Origin of the sequence: Paenibacillus ihbetae (genome assembly GCF_002741055.1) — a bacterium.
Lineage (GTDB): Bacteria > Bacillota > Bacilli > Paenibacillales > Paenibacillaceae > Paenibacillus_AQ > Paenibacillus_AQ ihbetae.
The window spans coordinates 4225789-4245177 of record NZ_CP016809.1 but is presented as its reverse complement, the minus strand read 5'-3'; the positions used below and the strand labels follow the sequence as shown (position 1 = coordinate 4245177).

Annotated in this window: 22 protein-coding genes, 1 pseudogene and 1 other annotated feature; of the genes and pseudogenes, 9 read left to right on the top strand and 14 right to left on the bottom strand. The window is 52.8% G+C overall.

What is annotated here, in order from left to right; translation table 11 throughout:
• Positions 1-51 precede the first annotated feature (51 nt).
• Positions 52-219, top strand: a complete 168-nt coding sequence (locus BBD41_RS30020; RefSeq protein WP_167392981.1) for a hypothetical protein — start codon at positions 52-54, stop codon at positions 217-219.
• Positions 220-283: 64 nt separating this feature from the next.
• Here BBD41_RS30020 and trpS read toward each other — a convergent pair whose 3' ends face one another.
• On the bottom strand, positions 284-1270 hold the full coding sequence (trpS, locus tag BBD41_RS18915) for a tryptophan--tRNA ligase (protein WP_099478442.1): 987 nt from the start codon (positions 1268-1270) through the stop codon (positions 284-286).
• Positions 1271-1330: 60 nt separating this feature from the next.
• Positions 1331-1584 (bottom strand) — a binding site (T-box leader).
• A gap of 179 nt (positions 1585-1763) precedes the next feature.
• Between trpS and BBD41_RS18910 the strand changes: the two genes are divergently transcribed.
• Positions 1764-2744, top strand: coding sequence for an aldose 1-epimerase (locus tag BBD41_RS18910; RefSeq protein ID WP_077568105.1), 981 nt, complete (start codon positions 1764-1766; stop codon positions 2742-2744).
• Positions 2745-3002: 258 nt separating this feature from the next.
• On the top strand, positions 3003-3224 hold the full coding sequence (locus tag BBD41_RS18905) for an alpha/beta-type small acid-soluble spore protein (protein ID WP_007131961.1): 222 nt from the start codon (positions 3003-3005) through the stop codon (positions 3222-3224).
• Positions 3225-3320: 96 nt separating this feature from the next.
• Here the strand turns inward: BBD41_RS18905 and BBD41_RS18900 are convergent, their stop codons facing one another.
• Complete coding sequence (locus tag BBD41_RS18900; protein WP_007131960.1) at positions 3321-3725, bottom strand: hypothetical protein; 405 nt, start codon at positions 3723-3725, stop codon at positions 3321-3323.
• A gap of 234 nt (positions 3726-3959) precedes the next feature.
• Positions 3960-5753, bottom strand: coding sequence for a M3 family oligoendopeptidase (locus BBD41_RS18895; protein ID WP_099478441.1), 1794 nt, complete (start codon positions 5751-5753; stop codon positions 3960-3962).
• 127 nt (positions 5754-5880) lie between these two features.
• On the opposite strand from BBD41_RS18895, the gene BBD41_RS18890 reads away from it, so the two are divergent.
• Positions 5881-6069 (top strand): YycC family protein, encoded by a 189-nt coding sequence (locus BBD41_RS18890; protein ID WP_099478440.1) that lies wholly within the window; start codon positions 5881-5883, stop codon positions 6067-6069.
• Positions 6066-6296: a hypothetical protein gene (locus BBD41_RS30335; RefSeq protein ID WP_007131957.1), complete on the top strand. Its 231-nt coding sequence runs from the start codon at positions 6066-6068 to the stop codon at positions 6294-6296. Before BBD41_RS18890 ends, BBD41_RS30335 begins: the two co-directional genes overlap by 4 nt.
• Before the next feature lie 143 nt (positions 6297-6439).
• Here the strand turns inward: BBD41_RS30335 and BBD41_RS18880 are convergent, their stop codons facing one another.
• Positions 6440-7132, bottom strand: a complete 693-nt coding sequence (locus BBD41_RS18880; RefSeq protein WP_099478439.1) for a DUF2225 domain-containing protein — start codon at positions 7130-7132, stop codon at positions 6440-6442.
• Positions 7133-7175: 43 nt separating this feature from the next.
• Entirely contained in the window at positions 7176-7559 is a 384-nt protein-coding gene (locus tag BBD41_RS18875; RefSeq protein WP_077568109.1) for a globin domain-containing protein, read from the bottom strand.
• 404 nt (positions 7560-7963) lie between these two features.
• Here BBD41_RS18875 and ylbJ point away from each other — a divergent pair, with 404 nt between their 5' ends.
• Together ylbJ and BBD41_RS18865 are read left to right on the top strand one after the other, a co-directional pair.
• Positions 7964-9202 (top strand): sporulation integral membrane protein YlbJ, encoded by a 1239-nt coding sequence (gene ylbJ / locus BBD41_RS18870; protein ID WP_099478438.1) that lies wholly within the window; start codon positions 7964-7966, stop codon positions 9200-9202.
• 64 nt (positions 9203-9266) lie between these two features.
• A complete protein-coding gene (locus tag BBD41_RS18865) occupies positions 9267-10070 on the top strand; it encodes an NAD kinase (RefSeq protein ID WP_077568111.1) in 804 nt (267 codons plus the stop codon).
• Positions 10071-10160: 90 nt separating this feature from the next.
• Here the strand turns inward: BBD41_RS18865 and BBD41_RS18860 are convergent, their stop codons facing one another.
• Complete coding sequence (locus tag BBD41_RS18860) at positions 10161-10667, bottom strand: YutD family protein (RefSeq protein WP_099478437.1); 507 nt, start codon at positions 10665-10667, stop codon at positions 10161-10163.
• Positions 10668-10704: 37 nt separating this feature from the next.
• Positions 10705-11604 (bottom strand): annotated as a pseudogene (gene lipA, locus BBD41_RS18855) (lipoyl synthase); the annotation flags it as partial.
• Positions 11605-11889: 285 nt separating this feature from the next.
• Here lipA and BBD41_RS18850 point away from each other — a divergent pair.
• Positions 11890-12978, top strand: a complete 1089-nt coding sequence (locus BBD41_RS18850; protein WP_099478436.1) for a M23 family metallopeptidase — start codon at positions 11890-11892, stop codon at positions 12976-12978.
• A 57-nt stretch (positions 12979-13035) separates the two neighbouring features.
• On the opposite strand, the gene yunB is transcribed toward BBD41_RS18850, so the two are convergent.
• From yunB to BBD41_RS18820, 6 genes are all read right to left on the bottom strand, one after another.
• Complete coding sequence (gene yunB, locus BBD41_RS18845) at positions 13036-14043, bottom strand: sporulation protein YunB (RefSeq protein ID WP_077568115.1); 1008 nt, start codon at positions 14041-14043, stop codon at positions 13036-13038.
• A gap of 109 nt (positions 14044-14152) precedes the next feature.
• Positions 14153-14560 (bottom strand): ArsR/SmtB family transcription factor, encoded by a 408-nt coding sequence (locus BBD41_RS18840; protein ID WP_099478435.1) that lies wholly within the window; start codon positions 14558-14560, stop codon positions 14153-14155.
• A gap of 3 nt (positions 14561-14563) precedes the next feature.
• The gene (locus BBD41_RS18835) at positions 14564-14989 is read right to left on the bottom strand and encodes an SRPBCC family protein (RefSeq protein ID WP_099478434.1); all 426 of its coding nucleotides are present in this window, start codon (positions 14987-14989) and stop codon (positions 14564-14566) included.
• 179 nt (positions 14990-15168) lie between these two features.
• Positions 15169-15594: a DUF1801 domain-containing protein gene (locus tag BBD41_RS18830; protein ID WP_077568118.1), complete on the bottom strand. Its 426-nt coding sequence runs from the start codon at positions 15592-15594 to the stop codon at positions 15169-15171.
• Between the two features lie 178 nt (positions 15595-15772).
• A complete protein-coding gene (locus BBD41_RS18825) occupies positions 15773-16582 on the bottom strand; it encodes a TrmH family RNA methyltransferase (protein ID WP_077568119.1) in 810 nt (269 codons plus the stop codon).
• 81 nt (positions 16583-16663) lie between these two features.
• Positions 16664-17326: a potassium channel family protein gene (locus tag BBD41_RS18820; protein WP_077568120.1), complete on the bottom strand. Its 663-nt coding sequence runs from the start codon at positions 17324-17326 to the stop codon at positions 16664-16666.
• A gap of 152 nt (positions 17327-17478) precedes the next feature.
• On the opposite strand from BBD41_RS18820, the gene sspI reads away from it, so the two are divergent.
• Positions 17479-17718, top strand: coding sequence for a small acid-soluble spore protein SspI (gene sspI, locus BBD41_RS18815; protein ID WP_007131943.1), 240 nt, complete (start codon positions 17479-17481; stop codon positions 17716-17718).
• Between the two features lie 81 nt (positions 17719-17799).
• Here sspI and BBD41_RS18810 read toward each other — a convergent pair whose 3' ends face one another.
• Positions 17800-19380, bottom strand: a complete 1581-nt coding sequence (locus BBD41_RS18810; RefSeq protein ID WP_077568121.1) for a peptide chain release factor 3 — start codon at positions 19378-19380, stop codon at positions 17800-17802.
• Positions 19381-19389: the final 9 nt, after the last annotated feature.

The window sequence follows — 19389 nt, the reverse complement described above, 5'->3', positions numbered from 1 at the left end:
CGCAGCCTTATACGTAGTTTTTTATTTTTTATGTTGGAGGTTTTTTTTCATATGAGCAAAGGTCTTTCCCTATGGTTTGCCGTCTCGTCCATCGTCCTTCTGACCGCCTGCGCCATGATGATCAGCACGAATTGGCTGATCGCCGTCGGACTCGGCATTCTGTCGATTCTCAATATCGGATGGGGCTTTATCATCAAGTCCAAGCGCAAGCCGTCTTAAAATCAAGTTTCATGAAGTCGGGTTCTCGGCACCGAAGCGTACGCTTCCAAAGTGCACAGAGCGATTATTTCGCTGGGAGAAAGCCCATCTTATCCTTGACGCCGTCCAAGATTTGGGCGGCTTTGCTGCGTGCCTGCTCTGCCCCTCTTGCGAGAATATCGTGAATTTCCCCGGATTGGCGAATTTCATGATACCGCTTCTGAAGCGGCTCAAGCGCAGCCACAACAACCTCGCCAAGCTCCTTCTTGAACGCACCGTACATTTTCCCTTCGAAACGGTTCTGCACGTCCTGCAGGGAAATGCCTGCGCATTCCGAATAAATGCTCATCAAATTGCTGACCTCCGGCTTCGTGGAAGGTTCGTAAACGACCTCGGTACCGGAATCGGTTGTGGCGCGGCTGATTTTTTTGCGGATCTGGTCAGGCGTGTCCAGCATGGCAATATAGCTTCCCTCAACCGGATTGCTCTTGCTCATTTTTTTAGACGCATCGTCGAGCGACATGATCCGAGCTCCTACTTGAGGAATATACGGCTCGGGTACGGTAAAGAACTCCCCGAATCGATGGTTAAACCGTCCCGCCAAGTCGCGCGTCAGCTCCAGGTGCTGCTTCTGGTCATCCCCCACCGGAACGAGGTCCGCGTTATACAGCAAAATGTCGGCCGCCATCAGCGCAGGGTACACGAACAGACCTGCTCCTACCGATTCCTTGCCTTCCGATTTATCCTTGAACTGCGTCATGCGCTCAAGCTCGCCCATATGCACGAGCGTCGTCATCAACCACGAAAGCTCGGCATGCTGCGGAACATGCGACTGCATAAAAATATTCGCTCTGGTCGGATCGATGCCGGCCGCAACATACAATGCCGCGACCATCTCCGAGCGCTCGCGGAGCGCCTGCGGCTCCTGCGGGACCGTGATTGCGTGCAAATCCACGACCATAAAGTAGCAATTGTGCTCATCCTGGAGCTTCACAAAATTTTTAATGGCTCCGATATAGTTGCCCAGCGTCAAGGTGCCGCTTGGTTGAATGCCTGATAATACGGTTTTCATTCCATAGTCCTCCATTTCTAGTTTCTAGCGACAAATCCAACAAAAAAAGGCCCCACATCCGCAAGGGACGTGAGACCGTGGTGCCACCCTTATTCGCCGCAGCCGGCATTGAATGCATAACAGCTGCAGCCTTCCATTCTTGTAACGGAGAATACCCGGCCGGCATATTAAGGAATTAACACGATTGTTGTTTATCCCGTTCAGCTCGGCACTCAAAGGTCCATTCAGCAAAGCGGCTCCACCGGTTCACATCAGCCACCGGCTTTCTGAAGGAGCGACCGCATATGCCTACTTGTCCTTGTCATCGTGTTCAATCATCATTGATCACTATTACATGCAATAATAAATCTCTTACATCACCTTGTCAATTCCAAGATCGGTGCGAAGCGCGCCATCCGCGATTTCGAGCAATTATTGTACGCGACGCTTAAAAATCTGTTATGATGTGGTTAATCGTCCAGACCATGATTTTTGTTAGTAAAGGAGCATCGATATGAATCAAGTGACCAAAGGCCAGTGGAATGGTTACGACACCTATATCTTAAACAGCGGCCGTCTTGAAGTGACTCTCCTCCCTCGTCTAGGTAACAACGTGATTGGGATTAAAGACATCGAAGAACAGCGTGAAATCCTCCGAAGGCCGGATGAAAGCGAGCTTGCATTCTATCTCCAAAAGCCGTACCACTTCGGCATCCCGATGCTCATTCCGCCGGGACGGATATCCAAAGGCCGGTTCGAATACGGCGGCCAAACGTATCAATTCGATCAAAATACGGCAGGCGATAATCATATCCATGGACTGCACCGGACCCAGGCTTGGTGCGTGAGCGATATTGAAGAGGATGATGAAGGCTGCGCGGTTTCGACAGAGTTCGCAACCTCCGATGATCCGAAATGGATGTCGCAGTTTCCGATCCCCCTGAAGCTGGAAATGAACTTTCGACTCCAGGGAGCCGAGCTGGTCCAAAACCTGCGCATAACGAACACCGGCAAACAACCCGCCCCATTCGGCATGGGTTATCATACATGGTTCCTGCTTGACGGCGAACCACATCGATGGTCGCTGGAAGTGCCTGTCGAATCGATCTATACGCTAAATAACGAGCTGATTCCGACAGGAGATACGTCGGCACTGGGGCATCTTGAAGGCCTCAATACCGGATTGAATCTGAAGGATACGGATCTGGACACGATTTTGAGAATACCGGAAGGCAAGCCTGCCCTTGCCCTGCTCAAACGGGACGACGGTTACGAGATCCAGTACTCGGCAGATCGTCAGTATTTTAAGCATTGGGTGCTGTATACGAAGGGCCAAGCTGAGGAGTTCCTGTGCATTGAGCCGTATACATGGCTTCCAAATGCCCCCAACCTGAACTTATCCAGCGACGAGACTGGCCTGATTCATCTCGAGGCCGGAGCATCCGTCGAATTGCAAACCCGTATTCGTGTTGTCCATGGCGGAAATGTCGAATGATGGCAATATCGGCTCGACATTTAGACGACTTGATCATTGATCATTGATCTTATTGGAAGAAACGCGGAAGCGCCAAGCATACTGCTTGATAGAATGGCAGCCCTCCAATCCGGAAGGGCTGTTTTTTAATGTCCTTAACCAGAGCAGGATGCTCGCGCCGCCTAATTTTACCAGCCCCGTTACTCCCTTGATGGCGAATGAGATCCCTATCTTTCAGGTCATAATATCCTCATACAATCTCAAAGGAGGTGACATGACATGGCTCAAGGACGTTCTTCTAACAACCTGGTTGTTCCTCAAGCGACTGCAGCTCTTCAACAATTGAAAGTAGAAGCTGCTCAAGAACTGGGTGTAACTCTTCCGCAAGACGGCTACATGGGTAACTACACTTCCCGTGAAACTGGTTCATTGGGAGGTTACATCACTAAGCGTCTGGTACAACTGGCTGAGCAGCAATTATCGGGTCGTTCGAACCTGTAATCGCATCTCTTCCCTCCAGCCATAAATAGAAAGAGGCGATCTTCTCCCCAAAGATCGCCTCTTTCGCTGTTATTATGGTATGAACAAACAATAATTTCAGGACTTCGAAGCCGCTTCGGGATATGTATGCCGGGGATATCGTATCATTAAGCTCGCCATATTGTAATTCGACTCGAGAATAGCATCCACCACAACCATGCCTTGCCGCACCATAAACTCGTAACTGATTTCACCGTGCGTCCAATGCCGCTTATGCTTTAGGCTTTCAAGCGCCATCATCCGAAACGAATACTGCTGAGCTTCGCTTAACCCCTCCTCACAAGGTGCTATCACCCCGTTTCGCCCGGCCAACGGATTGTGCCGGATACCGAATTTGCCGATGATATTATTTCGTATTTGTACAAATACCGTACCTGAGGTCAGCCCTCCAAGTTCTTCCTCCAGCTCGCGAAACACGATATCCAACTGTCTGGCCAGCGATAACTGATCCAATTGCACCATATCGTCACCCCTCCTTTATTAGTAAATCCTCCCTAATATTAGGGCTTATGACTCATTATAAGGGAATGAAAATGTTCCATCAACATAATTCAACATAATTGGGTATATATGACTAAAATTGCACAATTACTTAAATGCATTTCCGTATCTTCCGGCATTTTTCTCCCCTATGCGACAAAAAAAGAAGCCCGCAAGGAGCTTCTTTTATCGTATTTCCGCGATGCATTCGGCACCTTATGCCAAATGCTCGGTTAATTGCAGAAACTGTCTGATATCCGATACGCATAAATCCGCCGCGCTTTGCCAAAAATCGCGCTGGGTCAAATCGACGTCCAGATGCTTTTTCGCCAGATCCTCAACCGTCATGACGCCCGTGTCACGGAGAAGTGCATCGTATTTTTCAGCAAAAGCAGGGCCTTCCTGCAGGGCGCGAACGTAGAGGCCGGTGCTGAACATGTAGCCGAATGTGTACGGGAAGTTATAGAACGGTGTTCCCGTAATATAGAAATGCAGCTTGGATGCCCAGAAATGAGGATGGTAAGATGTCAAAGCGTCGCAATAGGCCTCTTTCTGCGCCTCCACCATGAGGTCCGAAATTTCCTCGGCGCTGAGCAGCCCGCTCTTCCGTTTCTCATAGAAACGGGTCTCGAACAGGAATCTTGCATGGATGTTCATAAAGAACGCAACGCTGTTCTGAATTTTCTCCTCCAGCAATGCCAGCTTCTCTTCCTCGGTGGACGCCCCTTTCACCATTGCGTCAAATACGATCATTTCAGCGAAGGTCGAAGCAGTTTCGGCGACGTTCATCGCATATCTTTGGTTGAGCACGGGAATTCCGCGCATCAGGAATTGATGGTACGCATGTCCCAATTCATGAGCCAGCGTAGACACGTTCGAGGCGGTTCCGCCAAACGTCATGAAGATCCGCGTCTGCTCGCTGGCCGGGAACGAAGTACAGAAGCCGCCAGGTCTCTTGCCGGGACGGTCCTCAACCTCAATCCAGCCTTTATCGAATGCCATTTGGGAGAAGTCGGCCAGCTTCGGACTGAATTTGCGGAACTGCTCTACGATATTAACCGCAGCGTCGTCATAGGAAATTTTGGCTGCCGACGTGCGGATCGGCGCATCCACGTCGGTCCACGACAGCCCGTCAAGACCCAGCAGCTTCGCCTTCCGATTCAAGTACTCCACCAGCACAGGCTTCGTATCCTGAATGACCGCCCACATCGTATCCAGCGTCTCGCGGCTCATCCGGCCGATCGCGAGCGGCTCTTTCAACACATCGTCCCAGCCCCGGTTCTCATACAGCTTCAGCCGGAAGCCGGACAGATGGTTCAGGGTATCCGCGCAGTAATCCGCCGCTGCCCCCCATGCTGCCTCCCATTTCTCAAACATCGATTGCCGTACCTCTCGGTTAGGATCATGCATTTTGTTAAAGGCTTGTCCGGCGGAGAGCAGCTTGGTCTCGCCGTTCTCTTCGTACGGAATCTGAATTTTGCTGACGATGGTGTCGTAAAACTCGCCCCAGCCGTGGTAGCCGTCAACGCCGAGCGCCAAAGCCAGGCTTTCCAGCTCGGGGCTCATTTTCTCCTTCGCCAGGTTCCGGCTTTCATTCAAGATGAAGTCCAGCTTGGACACTGGCTCGGTGCCTGTCCATGCCGTCCAGAGCTCATCGTTCATTCCGCGAAGCACATTATCGAACCGGCTTTTTACGGATTGGAGCGAAGCCGACAGCGAGGTAACCCGCCCTGACAGCTGAACGGCTTTTTTATCGTTTACGTTCTGTGCGGTCAAGCAGCTTACAAATGCGGAAGCCTCCCGTACGCGGGCATAGCAGCTCTGAAACTGCTCCATAAAGGCTTCCAGCGCTTTTGCGTCCCCGATTGTAGCCGGCACGGACAAGTGTTTAACGTCCTGCTGCAGGGCTTGCATATCCTTTTCCAGCGTCTCCAGGAAGCTGGCCAGCTCCGGAGACGAGGAGCCTCCCGGGAAGATGGTTTCTAAATTCCAGGTTTGTTGAAGTGTCATATCCATAGTCCGCCTTTCAAAATTGAAGTAAGTTTTTTTCTTCCAGCTTGGCGCTCATATTTGTATGAACGACGTGAAAAGTGTATAACTATATATATTAAAATTACTGCTGGAGGATCGATAAGCGATGAGACCATTACAAATTTCACCGGAAACGGCGGTAACCTTGTCCAAGCAGCTGGGCGTTCCGCTGGAGCAGCTTATGCATATGCCGCAGCATATCCTGATGCAGAAGATCGCCGAGCTTGCTAAGAACGATAAGGCAGAGCCGCAGTCGGAGCAGGAGAGCGAACAGGGTCGTTCGGAGAACTCATGATACCTTTTTCAAACACATGGCCCTATGATGTCGTCGGAAATGACGTATATGTACAGACATGCCCCTTCTGCGGGACCGACAATGTACTTCTTCCCATGAAGCCCAAAGAACTGATTAGTGTCAGGGAGGGCAAGAAAAAGCTGCTGATCTTCCCCTGCTGCCACAACAGAGTTACCGTGCTCGACAGCGACATTGATTATTTGCTTACAGACCAGCGGCTCCGCTAATTTCATTAGCCCGGCCGCTTGGTTCTACCCTTCGGCGTCGATGTCCCTGTTCCCCGTAAGTCCGATCTCTCCGGAGAGCGGAAAGCTCCAAGTTATTCTTATCGGCACCTTCAGCCGGCCTTCGTTTCCTCAGGATGAAGCCGCTATTCCGCTCCCAGCGCGTGGCCCTTTTCTTCCCTCAGCTGCTCGGAAGCGACCCGCCACTGTTCCCTGGAAGCGCGAATCATCGCCGCATCCACAATCCTCTGGTCTTGAACCACTCTTCCAAACCACTGCACCGCCTCCTGGTATTGTCCCAGCCTTCGGTGAATTTCCCCGATGAGATAGAGCAGCTTGGCATCATTGGCCCCTACTCCCTCAAGCTCGAATACACGGATATAAGAGTCCAGACTATACCTTAAGAAGCGTTTTTCCTGCTCCTGATTCTGCTGGTATCGGTACAGCCAAGCAATATGGTGAAGCAGGCTTGCGATGATTCGCTCGCGTTCCCCGATGATCTGCGCGCAGAGCAAGCCGAGCTTGTACGTCTCCAGCGCCTCCTCCAGGCTGCGCCGGCCTCCGAAGTCGCGTCTCTCCCAGCGGCTTGCGATTTGCGCCTGAAAGGCCGACCTCTGCTTGTCGTTCAGCTTGACTATGGAATTTTCCGTTGAGGCAAATCCGCAGCTCGGACAGATTCTCACGACGTAGTAATCGGGATTTTCCGACTTATAGTACGCGCAAAAATCGGTATCCGTCCGATAAGCTTTTTTAAAGCTGGGCCGGACCCTCGACGTTTCAAACTCGTGCTCGCAGTGAATACACTGCACTTTGATGGAATACAAGGGCTCCAATTTCATCTTCGCTTCCCATCCCTTCCCTTGCGTACTCTCGTCATAGCCTTTAGTCCAGGGGCGTATTCACGAAATGGTGGGCAGGGCCGGACAGGCGCTGCAGCACAAATTCACGGAGCTCATCGTCCACGCCGATCTCCGTCAATGCACCTTCCATGCAGCGAAGCCATTCCTCGGCATGGCGCTCGGTAATCGGGAATCGAAGATGCCTTGCCCGCATCATCGGGTGGCCATACGCTTCGGAGAAGAGCGCGGGGCCTCCGAAAAACTGGCTTAAAAACATATACTGCTTCTCCATTACCGGCTCGATATCCTCCGGAAACAACGGTGCCAACAGCTCGTTCTGCTGAACTCTCGGATAAAATGCCTCGACTAAAGACCGGATCCCCTCGGCCCCGCCGAGGTTATCATAGATGCTCAAATGCGGATTCATACCCTTTCAGGTCTCCCATCTATATATATAATTTTCGACATGTATGCACTTCTCTATTATAGCAAAAAACAACAAAAAAAGGCGCACCCCAGCGGGGAGCCCCTTCTAAATGCTATTAATAACTGCGCCAATCCTCTTCACTCTGGACGAGAGAAGCACGTATAACATAAACGAAGGCGCATACCAGAATACCTGCGACTATGCTCATGATCATCACTCCATCCAAACATAATACGAAAGATGTGCTTTGATGCTTTTTATTATAGCACATGTTCCCGGAAAATAAAGCAATTTTGAAACCGCTTACTCATGTTTTTTTAGACTGTTTGTCCTAATCCCGGCATACATTTTTAGAACAGACTTATATTTGAGAATTTTCTTCGATGCCAGGAGGCAATGATTACATGACCATGAAAAAAGCGGGCTGGCTGCTGCTGGTGACGGCATTGACCAGCGTGATCGTTCTAATGGCTATATATCCGGAGGCTGCTCTGGAGTCTGCGCTCAGGGGCCTCTCGATCTGGTGGGATGTGCTGTTTCCATCCCTGTTTCCCTTCTTTGTCATATCCGAAATACTGCTCGGCTTCGGGGTAGTGCATTTGATCGGCACCCTGCTCGATCCGTTGATGCGCCCGCTGTTTCGCATACCCGGTGCAGGCGGGTTTGTTGCGGCGATGGGCTATGTATCGGGGTACCCCGTCGGCGCAAAGCTCACGGCCAAGCTGTGGGAGCAGAAGATGGTGAACCGCGAGGAAGGAGAGCGACTTGTCGCCTTCACCACCTCTTCGGATCCGATCTTCTTGATCGGCGCGGTATCGGTCGGCTTCTTCCATGACCCGAAGATCGGCTTGATCTTGGCGATCGCCCACTATGGCGGAGGCTTTGTTGTGGGTCTCCTGATGCGTTTCCATGGCAGACGCAAATCCGCGGACCATCCCGGCGAAGACACGCTGAATATCGCAGGCGGGAAGCCGGGGCGGATCAAAGCCGCATTCCAAGCGATGCATGCTGCAAGACTGCAGGATGGACGAGATCTCGGCACCTTGGTGAGCCAAGCGATCCAATCCTCCCTTCAGCTTATTATTGTCGTTGGAGGGCTTGTTGTATTCTTTTCCGTCTTTCTGGAGCTATGGACCCGTGCAGGTGTTGTTACAAGCTTCACCGAGCTGATCAAGACCATGCTGTCGCTGATCGGGATGCCGCAGGCCCTGTCGACCGCGCTGGTGGGGGGCATTTTCGAGGTAACGCTCGGTGCTCGTTATGCGGGGGAGGCCGGTTCATTCATCCCCCTGCCTTATAAGGCTGCTGCCGCGGCTTTTATCCTGTCATGGGGGGGATTGTCCGTGCATGCGCAAATCGTCAGCATTTTGAATTCTACCAATTTACGATACTTCCCGTTTGCCGTCGCCCGGCTGATCCACGGGATTATAGCAGCCACGGCCGTCATTCTGCTGTGGGAGACGGTGATGGGGACCCCGATGCCTGCGTTGATGGATCTCTCCGCTGTTTCGACTCCTGCCTTAAGCGGGTATAGCCATATTATGGCGGGCTTTACCGTACTGATCGGCACGCTGATCGTTTGCATATTGCTGATTCGTCTGATCAGGGGCCTGCATCAAAAAATCCGCAAAATCCCAAGGTGAACATTGTGTTATTCTCCAAGATTGATTATCATCTTTATATAACCTTACAAAGGAGCTTATCAACTTGAGATATTATGTTCTGGACCGCGGTGACCCATTGTCTGTCGAGCTGACCCAGCAGTTTCACAAGCTGGCCGAACAGCGGGGGTTTGTGCTGGATGCAGAATCTCCCGAGATTGTCGTTTCGATCGGTGGAGACGGTACGATGCTGCACGCATTTCATACCTTTATTGACCGTATACCCGACCTGGCTTTCGTCGGTGTTCATACCGGTCACTTGGGGTTCTACGCAGACTGGAAAGCTGACGAGCTGAACGAACTGATTGATCATATGAGCGGGGCCCGAAAGACGGGATCCGTGGAGCCGCGTCTCGTCAAGTATCCCTTGGTACAACTGGAGATCCATAAGAAGTCGGGGACTTCATCTTATATTGCGCTGAACGAATTTACGCTCAAGGGCGTTGACGGGACCGTTGTCGCTCAGATTGATATTAACGATGTAACCTTTGAAATGTTCCGGGGAGACGGCATTTGCGTATCCACCCCATCCGGCAGCACGGCTTACAACAAGAGCGTTGGGGGGGCTATGGTGCACCCCTCAATCGATGCCTTACAGATCGCGGAGATTGCCTCGATCAACAACCGCATCTTCCGAACGCTCGGCTCGCCGCTTCTTCTGCCCAAGCATCATCATTGTGATATATTTTCGCGCAAAGAGCAGCGCTTGCTCCTTACGATTGATCATATCAATATTTCGATCGATGATCTTATCTCCGTTCGCTGCCAGGTGGCGGAGCAGCAGGTCAGCTTCGCCCGTTACCGGCCGTTTCCGTTCTGGAACCGGGTTCGCGATGCGTTTCTTGGTTAATCAAGCAATCAAAAAGATCGGCCTCTGTCCGTTGGTGCAGAGATCCGATCTTTTTTTGATTAGGATATGAAGTTCAAGTCAAGACGGGGTTCACGAAGTAGCGGATCTCGGAGCCTTCGGCCCCTTCTCCCTCGGCTCGCGCTGATCACGCTGCTCCCGCTTCGCTTCCCGGACTTCGCGGTCCCGGCCTTCCTTCTTGCTTTTCACTGACCCGTCTTGTGCGGCGGCTTCCTTGCTGCCCTTGTTGTCCTCATCTGGCCGGACTTCCTTCAATTCTGCTGTCTCCCGTGCTTCCCGGTCCTTCGGCTCTTTATGCTCCTTGTGCTCCTTGGTCTTCTGCAGCACGAAATGGGCGCAGCCGAAATTGCAGTACTCGTTAATATAGTCAGACATGCTGGAAAATGTGGAGTCCTTGGCGGCCTTCGGATGGTTGTCGCGGTAGAAGCCTTTGAGACGGAGCTGATTGTAGCCCCAGTCCCCCACAATATAGTCATACCGGTCCAGTACCTCGCTGTACCGATCCCGGAAAGCCTCCAGATTCCATCCGTTCCGGTAGTCCTTCAGCAATTCATAGCTTTTGTTGCCGATAATGATCATGACAGCATCCCTGCCTTTCTAACACGCTGAGACTGGATTAAGACTGAACCGTTTCTTCCTTGCTCCGAGCTGCCGATTTCACCTGCTCGTGCGCATGGTAGGAGCTGCGCACCAGCGGACCGGATTCCACGTGGCTGAAGCCCCGCTTCATTCCTTCTTCCTTCAGGATGGCGAATTCTTCCGGCGTGTAATATTTCTCCACGTTTAAATGCTTAGGCGACGGCTGCAAATACTGGCCGATCGTCATAATATCGCAATCGACGGCCCGAAGGTCATCCATCGCTTCCAGAATTTCATCCCACTCTTCGCCGACACCGAGCATAATGCTCGATTTCGTCGGAATATCCGGCTGCATCTTCTTGGCATTCTTCAACAGCTGGAGGGAACGGTCGTACTTCGCTTTAGCCCGCACCCGATCCGACAGTCGCTTAACCGTCTCAATATTATGGTTCAAAATATCCGGCTTCGCATCCATAACAATCTTCAGCGATTCCTCGCTGCCCATAAAGTCCGGGATCAGCACTTCGACCGAGCACAGCGGAAGACGTCTTCGGATCGCTTTCACCGTCTCGGCGAATATGTACGCGCCTCCGTCCTTCAGGTCATCCCTCGCTACACTTGTCACAACGCAGTGCCGAAGGTTCATCTGCTCGGCGGCCTCGGCTACGCGCTCCGGCTCCTGCAGGTCAAGCTCCGTCGGGAGCCCCGTGTTTACCGCGCAAAAACGGCATGCACGCGTGCAGATATCCCCCAAAATCATAAACGTCGCGGTACGGTTCGCCCAGCACTCGTAAATATTCGGGCACCGGGCCTCTTCGCACACCGTATGAAGCGTTTTGGACCGCATCATGCTCTTGATTTCCTTATAATTATCGCCGGTTGTCAGCTTAATTCGAATCCAGTCGGGTTTTGGCTGTTTGGTTTTGGACAAAGAAAATACCTTCTTTCGTTGGTTTGATCTTGCCTAATGTTCATAAACTCACGTTAACTGTTCCATATTATATCATGAAAACCATCATATTACCTGTCCTCATCGATATAACATTAATCTATGTACGGCATGGATAAAAATCCTTGCTTTGATTCACCCTACGGTGTAGGCACTCCTATCCGACCGGCGGGCGGCCATCTGCCTATAGGCTTCGCAGCGCCGGTGCACGCCGATATTTAAGCGTACTAGAACCCTCAATAACAACAGTCTAAAAAGGGGGTGAAGAACACATTGAGGATCAAGCGATCGCTATGCTCAAGCCGCGCGTTGCGCCGCTGGATACTTGCAGCTGTGGCTTCCCTGACGTCGATCACCTGTTTACACGGAACGGTACATGCCGTACCTTCTTCAGAGCCGCCCGACGCAGCTGTCGAAGCAAGCACCCCGGGCGGTAATGCTGCTGATGTATACGCCGCCAGGAAATCATTATATGACCAGGTTGCCGCCGTAACCCAAATTCCTTGGTACCGGCTTGCGGCCATTGATCAGTATGAACGAACGCTGACCCAGGTTCATCCCAGGGACCGAAAGCATCCCGAACGGACCCTCGGCATCTTCATTCCTCCTACCAGGTGGGCAGGAGCGTTAAATCCCGATCAGGAGGATGTCGATCCGATGTCCATCAGCGTGTTCTCGGGAATCGGGCTTGACGGGAACGGAGACGGTAAAGCCGATCCCAACGATGATATGGACCTGCTCTATACTGTCGCGGCTAGACTGGCCCCGTATGGCCATGCTGCCGATGACTTCAGCATCGGCTTATGGTCATACTATCAGAATACCCGGGCCGTCCAGCGTGTGATGCAGTATGCCAAGCTGTACGAAACCTTCGGGAAACTGGATTTGTTCGAGCACGCCTTCCCGCTCCCCGTCAAAAGCAATTACTCCTACCGAAGCACCTTCGGCATGGGACGCAACTGGGGGGGCAGAAGGGTTCACGAAGGCACCGACCTGTTTGCCTCCCACGGTGTCCCCGTTCGCAGCACATGCTATGGCGTGGTGGAGATCAAGGGCTGGAACAAATACGGCGGATGGCGCATCGGCATTCGGGATTTGAACAACCACTATCATTATTACGCCCATTTGCAGGGCTTTGACAAAAGCATCGCCCTAGGAGATGTGGTCAAGCCGGGACAGACCCTCGGCTGGGTCGGCAGCTCCGGTTACGGCAAGCCGGGCACCCAGGGGAAATTCCCTCCGCATCTGCATTACGGCATCTACCGGGATACCGGCCATACCGAATGGGCTTTTGATCCATATCCCCTGCTCAAGCGGTGGGAGCTGGAGGAGAAAAGATCCAAGAAAAAAACGCGTTCCTGAAGCTTTTCAGGACGCGTTTTTTACGTTATAGGGGCATGCAGCTTAGGTTCGGCTGCCCTAGTGTCCCGCCCCTCCCCCTTCGGGCTGGACCGAACCGGGGTCGGATTCCCCTGCAGGCGTTTCCCCCGGTGCAGTAGTCGAGCCTGGCGATGCAGCGCCTGGGCTCGTGCTGCCAGACGGCGGTGTAATAAGCGGCGTGTCTCCGGTGCTTCCTTGCGGCTCTCCCTCTTTTGCGCTGTTGTCAGTGGAGGAAGGCGGAGGGATCGCAATGCTTGGCGCGCTCGCTTTATTTTCCCCGACGGCTTTTCCCTGTGCATCATAGTAATACATAGGCACGTCTCCGACAACGAGCAGGTAGGAGATCGGGATATCAGTCTCAACGGTCTGCGGCTCCATATCGAACGGGACGACCACCGCTACCTCGGTCACGATATGGACGAATACTTCCACCAGAATCATATTGATCCCGGCCCCCTGCTGGCGGGTGTCCAGCTGCACCTTTACCGCTCCCTGCGGTTCGATCTTCAGCGGAATCTGCGGACCGAACGAGGCGATGATCGGGCTCTTGAGCACTTGGCCCAGCGGGATATGCTCCTTCCGCTTATGGATATCATCCAGCGTTTGCTGAACGACCTGCGTCGTATGCGACGTAATTTTCAGATGCTCGGCATAATTCAGCATAAAGCCCGTCACTTTTCCGCTGCTGTCCGTTTTCCAATTCACCAGGTTCTCGAAATCCTGGCCTTGCGTTACTTGGGATGTGATCGCTTTATTAATTGCCTCGGTAGCGATTTGCTTGACCCGAATTTGGGCCAGATGCATGATCGGCGGTCTGAGATTCCGTTCAATATGCATAAAAAACTGCGTAATTCCAAATATAATCAGCACGATTGCGATAAGCCACCATTTCTTCCTGCTGCGCCGCTTGGCGACCTGTGGACGGCCCCCGCCTCGCGACGGTACCGCCCGGAACCCTCTCCTGGACGGCTTGAACGTTCGGCGCGGTTTGGGCCATGACAGGGACGGAAAGGATAAACGCCTGCTTCCCCATCGTTTTCGTCTCAAACTGTATCCCCCCTATTCGGGCGTCCTGAATGCTGCAAGATCACCCTGGCAAGCTCCTCCTGTATAGAGGGTATGCGGACAACCGGCAAAAAAGAAGAGCAGGGAATCGTTATCCCTGCTCTTCTTGATTCAGGCAAGACTTTCGTGACACCAGGGAAAGGGCTGGATCCTCGCCTTCCGGCGTTTCCCGATCCATCGGTCCCTCTTCCACATAATGCTTCAACATCGACAGCTTATTTTCCCAGAAGCGATCGAAATAGGACAGCCAGTCCTTCAGATCCTGCAGCGGCCCGGCATCCAGACGATATCTTGTCTCCCGTCCGACCTTGCGTTCCTTCACAAGCCCGGCTTCTTCCAGAATGCGCAGATGCTTCGATACCGCCGGCCGGGTCATCGAGAAATGTCCGGTAATATCTTTGACCGGCATTTCCTTCTCGCTCAGAAGGCCAAGAAGCTTACGGCGCGTTGGATCGGCGATCGCCTGAAATACGTCGTGCTTCGGAGCGGCCCCGGTCATCGCTTACCCCTCAACATAGCCGGCGAGCTTTTGAACAAGGCCTGCCCAGCCGTTATCCATGCGCCCGCGGACAAGCTCGTGAGCTTCCCCGAATTCCGTAACCTGATCAGCGGTCCAGCCCCCGTGAATAAGCGTAAACTCGGAATGATCGCCGTGCTCAACCAGCTCGAACGTCAGCGTCCAGTCCTTCCCCCAATTAAAGCTCAGCCGGTGGGGCGGGTCGAGCTCGGTTACTTTACATGGGGACATGCCGAACGGCCCGGCATTCAGTTGAAATTCAAAGCCCAGGGCCGGCTCGAAGTTGTTCGGCATAAACCAAGCCGCAATCCCTTCGGAAGTTGCCACAGCCTGCCACACCTTGTCGATCGGGGCTTTTAAAGTAATCGTATGTCGTATATCCGGCAGTTTAGCACCGCTTGCGTTGTCCATCCTCGGTCTACCTCGCTTCATCCCGTATTAAGAAACCTTTCGGTTTCATAATAGCATTATATGAAACCAAAAGGTTTCATGTCAACAACCATTACTTACCTGCTTCCTCTGCCGTGACTTCCTACGTGACTTTCCTGCGTGACTTCTCTATCGTTAACCCCATACCTAGCTGCCATGACTCAATCCTGAACCGGATAGGTTCGCTGGAGAAAATCGATGGATTGCACAATGAGCTGCTTTAGCACCTCTTCGTCAATATCGGCGACTTTATTGATATAAACGCAGCCTTTGCCGGCGGTATATTTGCCAAAGCTTGACAGAAGCTCCTCGCGCTTCTCATCTCCAGGCGCAAAGTACAGGCTTATTTTCGCTTTTCTCGGAGAGAAGCCGACATACGGCGCATCGCCTTCGTGCCCGGAAGCATAACGATAATGATACGAGCCGAATCCGATGATGCTCGTCCCCCACATTTTTGCCGGGAAACCGCTCGTTTCCGTGAAAATGTCCAGCAGCCGATAAGCATCCTCCCGCTTTTTGGGATGGTCCACCTGCTCGATAAATTCGATAACGCTGTTTTCCGTCGCTTTCGTTTTTTGCTCGTACATGCCGCTTTCCCCTCTCCTCGATATCATTCATCATCATTCCCTATCCATCCAGTCTGTATAAGATGGCGCTTATGCCCATCCTAACAGATATCGGCCGCTCATAATAAATATCTTGTTCCCTATGAATGTGCTTAGCCGCATCAAGTAAAAAAGACTGGAGCCGATCGAACGAGCCCGATCAATGTCCAGTCTTGCTGTCGCTGTATTCCCGCTGACGCAGCGCTTCATACATGAGGACGGAGGCTGCCATCGCTGCATTCAGCGATTCGGCTTGACCCGGCATGGGGATCCGTATCGCATCATCCACCAGAGCTGCCACCTCGGGGGATACCCCACTTCCTTCACTCCCGATGACGATCCAGCAGGTTCCTTGAAAGTCATACTCGAAGCATGAGCGGTTCCCTTCCAGCAGCGTCGTTACCAGCCGGGCTCCTCTCGCTCGAGCCTCCGGTAAAATCTGCAGAAGATCGCCCTCAAGCACCGGCAAATGAAATAACGATCCCATCGTGGAGCGGAGGGTCTTCGGATTGTATACATCCGCGCAGCCTCGGCCAAGCACAACGCCTGCCGCCCCTACAGCGTCCGCCGTACGGATAATGGTGCCGACGTTGCCCGGATCCTGCAGACCGTCCAGCACCATCACAAGGCCGCCTTCGCGCAGGATCAGCTCCTGCCACTGACGGGCTTCCTTGCGAACGACGGCAAATACGGGCTGCGGGGAAGGCGTATCGCTTACCTTGGCAATGACCGCATGGGATACGCCGATCCATTCGACACCCTGTTCCGTATCCGGTATGCCGGTTAGCTCCCGGGGGATGCCCCGCTCGATGTCAAAGGCTACGCACTCGACATCCGCTCCGGAGGACAGCGCCTCCTGCACCAGATGAATCCCCTCGACCACATATTTTTTTTGCTTGTCCCTATGCTTCTTCTCTTGCAGCTGAGCCCAGCTCTTCACACGGGCATTCTGCGGCGATAATATCTCCATCGCTGTATCCACCGTTCTCTATGCATTTATGAAATCATAGCCTGGCTTTAGCCGGCATATCAATCTATATCTATATCAGGTTCATTTCGGGTAAGCGAGCTCCAGCTTCGCCAGATCGTTCTTGTGGCCGACGATAACGAGGATGTCGCCCTCTTCGATGCGGTCTTCCGGATGAGGTGAAATGTTCATATCCGATTCGCTGCGGATCGCCATAACGTTGCAGCCGAACCGGGCCCGGATATCCAGCTCTCTCAGATTGTGCCCGAGCAGCTCCCCTGTAGCCTGCATCTCCATAATGCTGTAATCATCCGACAGATCGATATAGTCCAGGATGTTCGGAGATACCAGATGATGCGCAACCCGGAGCCCCATATCCCGTTCAGGGAAAATCACCTTGTCCGCCCCGATCTTATGAAGCACCTTGCCGTGCAGTTCATTTTTCGCCTTGACGACAATGGCCGGCACGCCAAGATCCTTCAAGATCAATGTCGTCAAAATGCTGGACTGGATGTCCTCCCCTATGGCCACGACAACGACATCAAAGTTGCGGATGCCGAGCGCCCGCAGCGCTTCTTCATCGGTCGAATCCGCCGATACCGCGTGCGTAACCATATTTGCGATTTCCTGCACGCGCTGTTCGCTCGCGTCGACGGCCAATACATCAAAGCCCATGATGCTTAATTCCTTCGCTACACTCGTGCCAAAACGTCCCATGCCGATAACTGCGTACTGTTTCTTCGCCATTTATATAATCCTCCCACGAGCCTAGATCCATTCCGCATTGTTCTGGTTTTTCGTTATTACAGTATACCATACTGACCCGAATACTTGAATGTAACTGCCTCTCTGCGGGTACATTACCAATGACCCTTTCATAAACAAGGAGGAACATTTCGATGTCCATATTGTTAGATCTACGGCAAGCTGTCATTCACAAAGTCCATAATCAGGACCAGGAAGAGCTGCGCTCCATGATCGAGGGTTCCGTCGACGGACCGGAAGCCGCCCTGCCGGGACTGGGGGTAATGTTTGAAATGATGTGGAAGGACATGGATGCTTCCGAGCAGAACCAGCTCGTCTCCTCCCTTCACGAGCATCTGAAGCACGTCACCCCCGGCAACCTGACGCAAGGCTAAGACGGCCGGCGGCCGCAAAGAAACAATCCTCAAAGCTTAAACAGCCTGAGGATTGTTTTTTGCTGCTTATATAAGGAGCGCTTATGGTGCAGTCTCCAAAAATTTAGCCGTCGGATTTTTCTCGATCGCGGTTCTCATGGCATACTCGTTCTCGAATAACACCACGTAATTTTCCTTCTTATCCTTCACCAATGTCGAGTTAATCCGGAATTTGGACGGGTCGATCTGATCATCTACGATCCAGCGGGCGAACTGGTATGGCAGCCGCTGAAGCTGAACGTCCACGCCGTATTCGGCCTTCATCCGGTGCTCAAACACCTCGAATTGGAGCTGGCCGACAACGCCGAGAATGATCTCATCGAAGCTGGTCGTCCGGAACACCTGGATGGTGCCCTCCTCTGTCAGCTGATCGATCCCCTTCTGGTACTGTTTATGCTTGAGTGCGTTTTTCACGGTGGCCTTGGCAAAGATCTCCGGCGAGAACGTAGGCAGCTCGTCGAACACGACCTCCCGCCCTTGGCTGAGCGAATCGCCGATACGGAAAATCCCCGGATCAAACAGGCCGATAATGTCGCCAGGATACGCCTCTTGGACAATATCCCGGTCCTGCGCCAGAAACTGCTGCGGCTGGGAAAGTTTAATCTCCTTGCCTGCCCGGACGTGCTTCACGCTCATCCCGCGCTCAAACTTGCCGGATACGATCCGTAAAAAGGCGATACGGTCGCGATGCGCCGGATTCATGTTGGCTTGAATCTTGAAGACATATCCCGAGAACTTCTCGTCCGTCGGCTCCACCAAGCCTTCCGTGCTGCGGCGCGGCTCAGGCTTCGGCGCCAGCTGCAGGAAATTCTCGAGGAAGGTTTGCACGCCGAAATTGTTAATGGCGCTGCCGAAGAATACCGGGGTCAATTGCCCCTGCAGCACTTTTTCGTAATCAAACGGATCACCCGCCACATCGAGCAGCTCCAGATCCTGGCACAATTGATCATGCAAGTAATCGCCGGCCATCTCGCGGATCAGCGGGTCCTCATAGCCTTCAACCTTTTGCACCTGGATGGTTGAATGGTCATCCCCCTGGAACAGCTCCACCTGGTTCTTCACCCGATCATATACGCCGCACAGATCCCGGCCGGAGCCGATCGGCCAATTCATCGGAACCGAACGGATGCCGAGCACCTGCTCCAGCTCCTCCATCAGATCGAACGGGCTGCGCCCTTCCCGGTCCAGCTTGTTAATAAACGTAAAGATCGGGATTCCCCGCTTCGCGCATACCTGGAACAGCTTGATCGTCTGGGCTTCGACCCCTTTAGCCACGTCGATCAGCATGACGGCGCTGTCCGCGGCCGTCAATGTACGGTACGTATCTTCACTGAAATCTTGGTGACCCGGGGTATCCAATATGTTAATCCGATGCCCAAGATAGTCAAATTGCATGACGGATGAAGTGACCGAGATTCCGCGCTGCTTCTCGATTTCCATCCAGTCACTTGTCGCATGCTTGCTCGCCTTGCGCGCTTTTACAGTTCCCGCCAACCGTATGGCGCCCCCGAACAGGAGCAGCTTCTCGGTCAGCGTCGTTTTACCGGCGTCAGGGTGGGAAATAATCGCAAACGTACGGCGTTTATCCACTTCCTGCTTTAATTCATCGCTTAGCTTTGCCATCACACATAT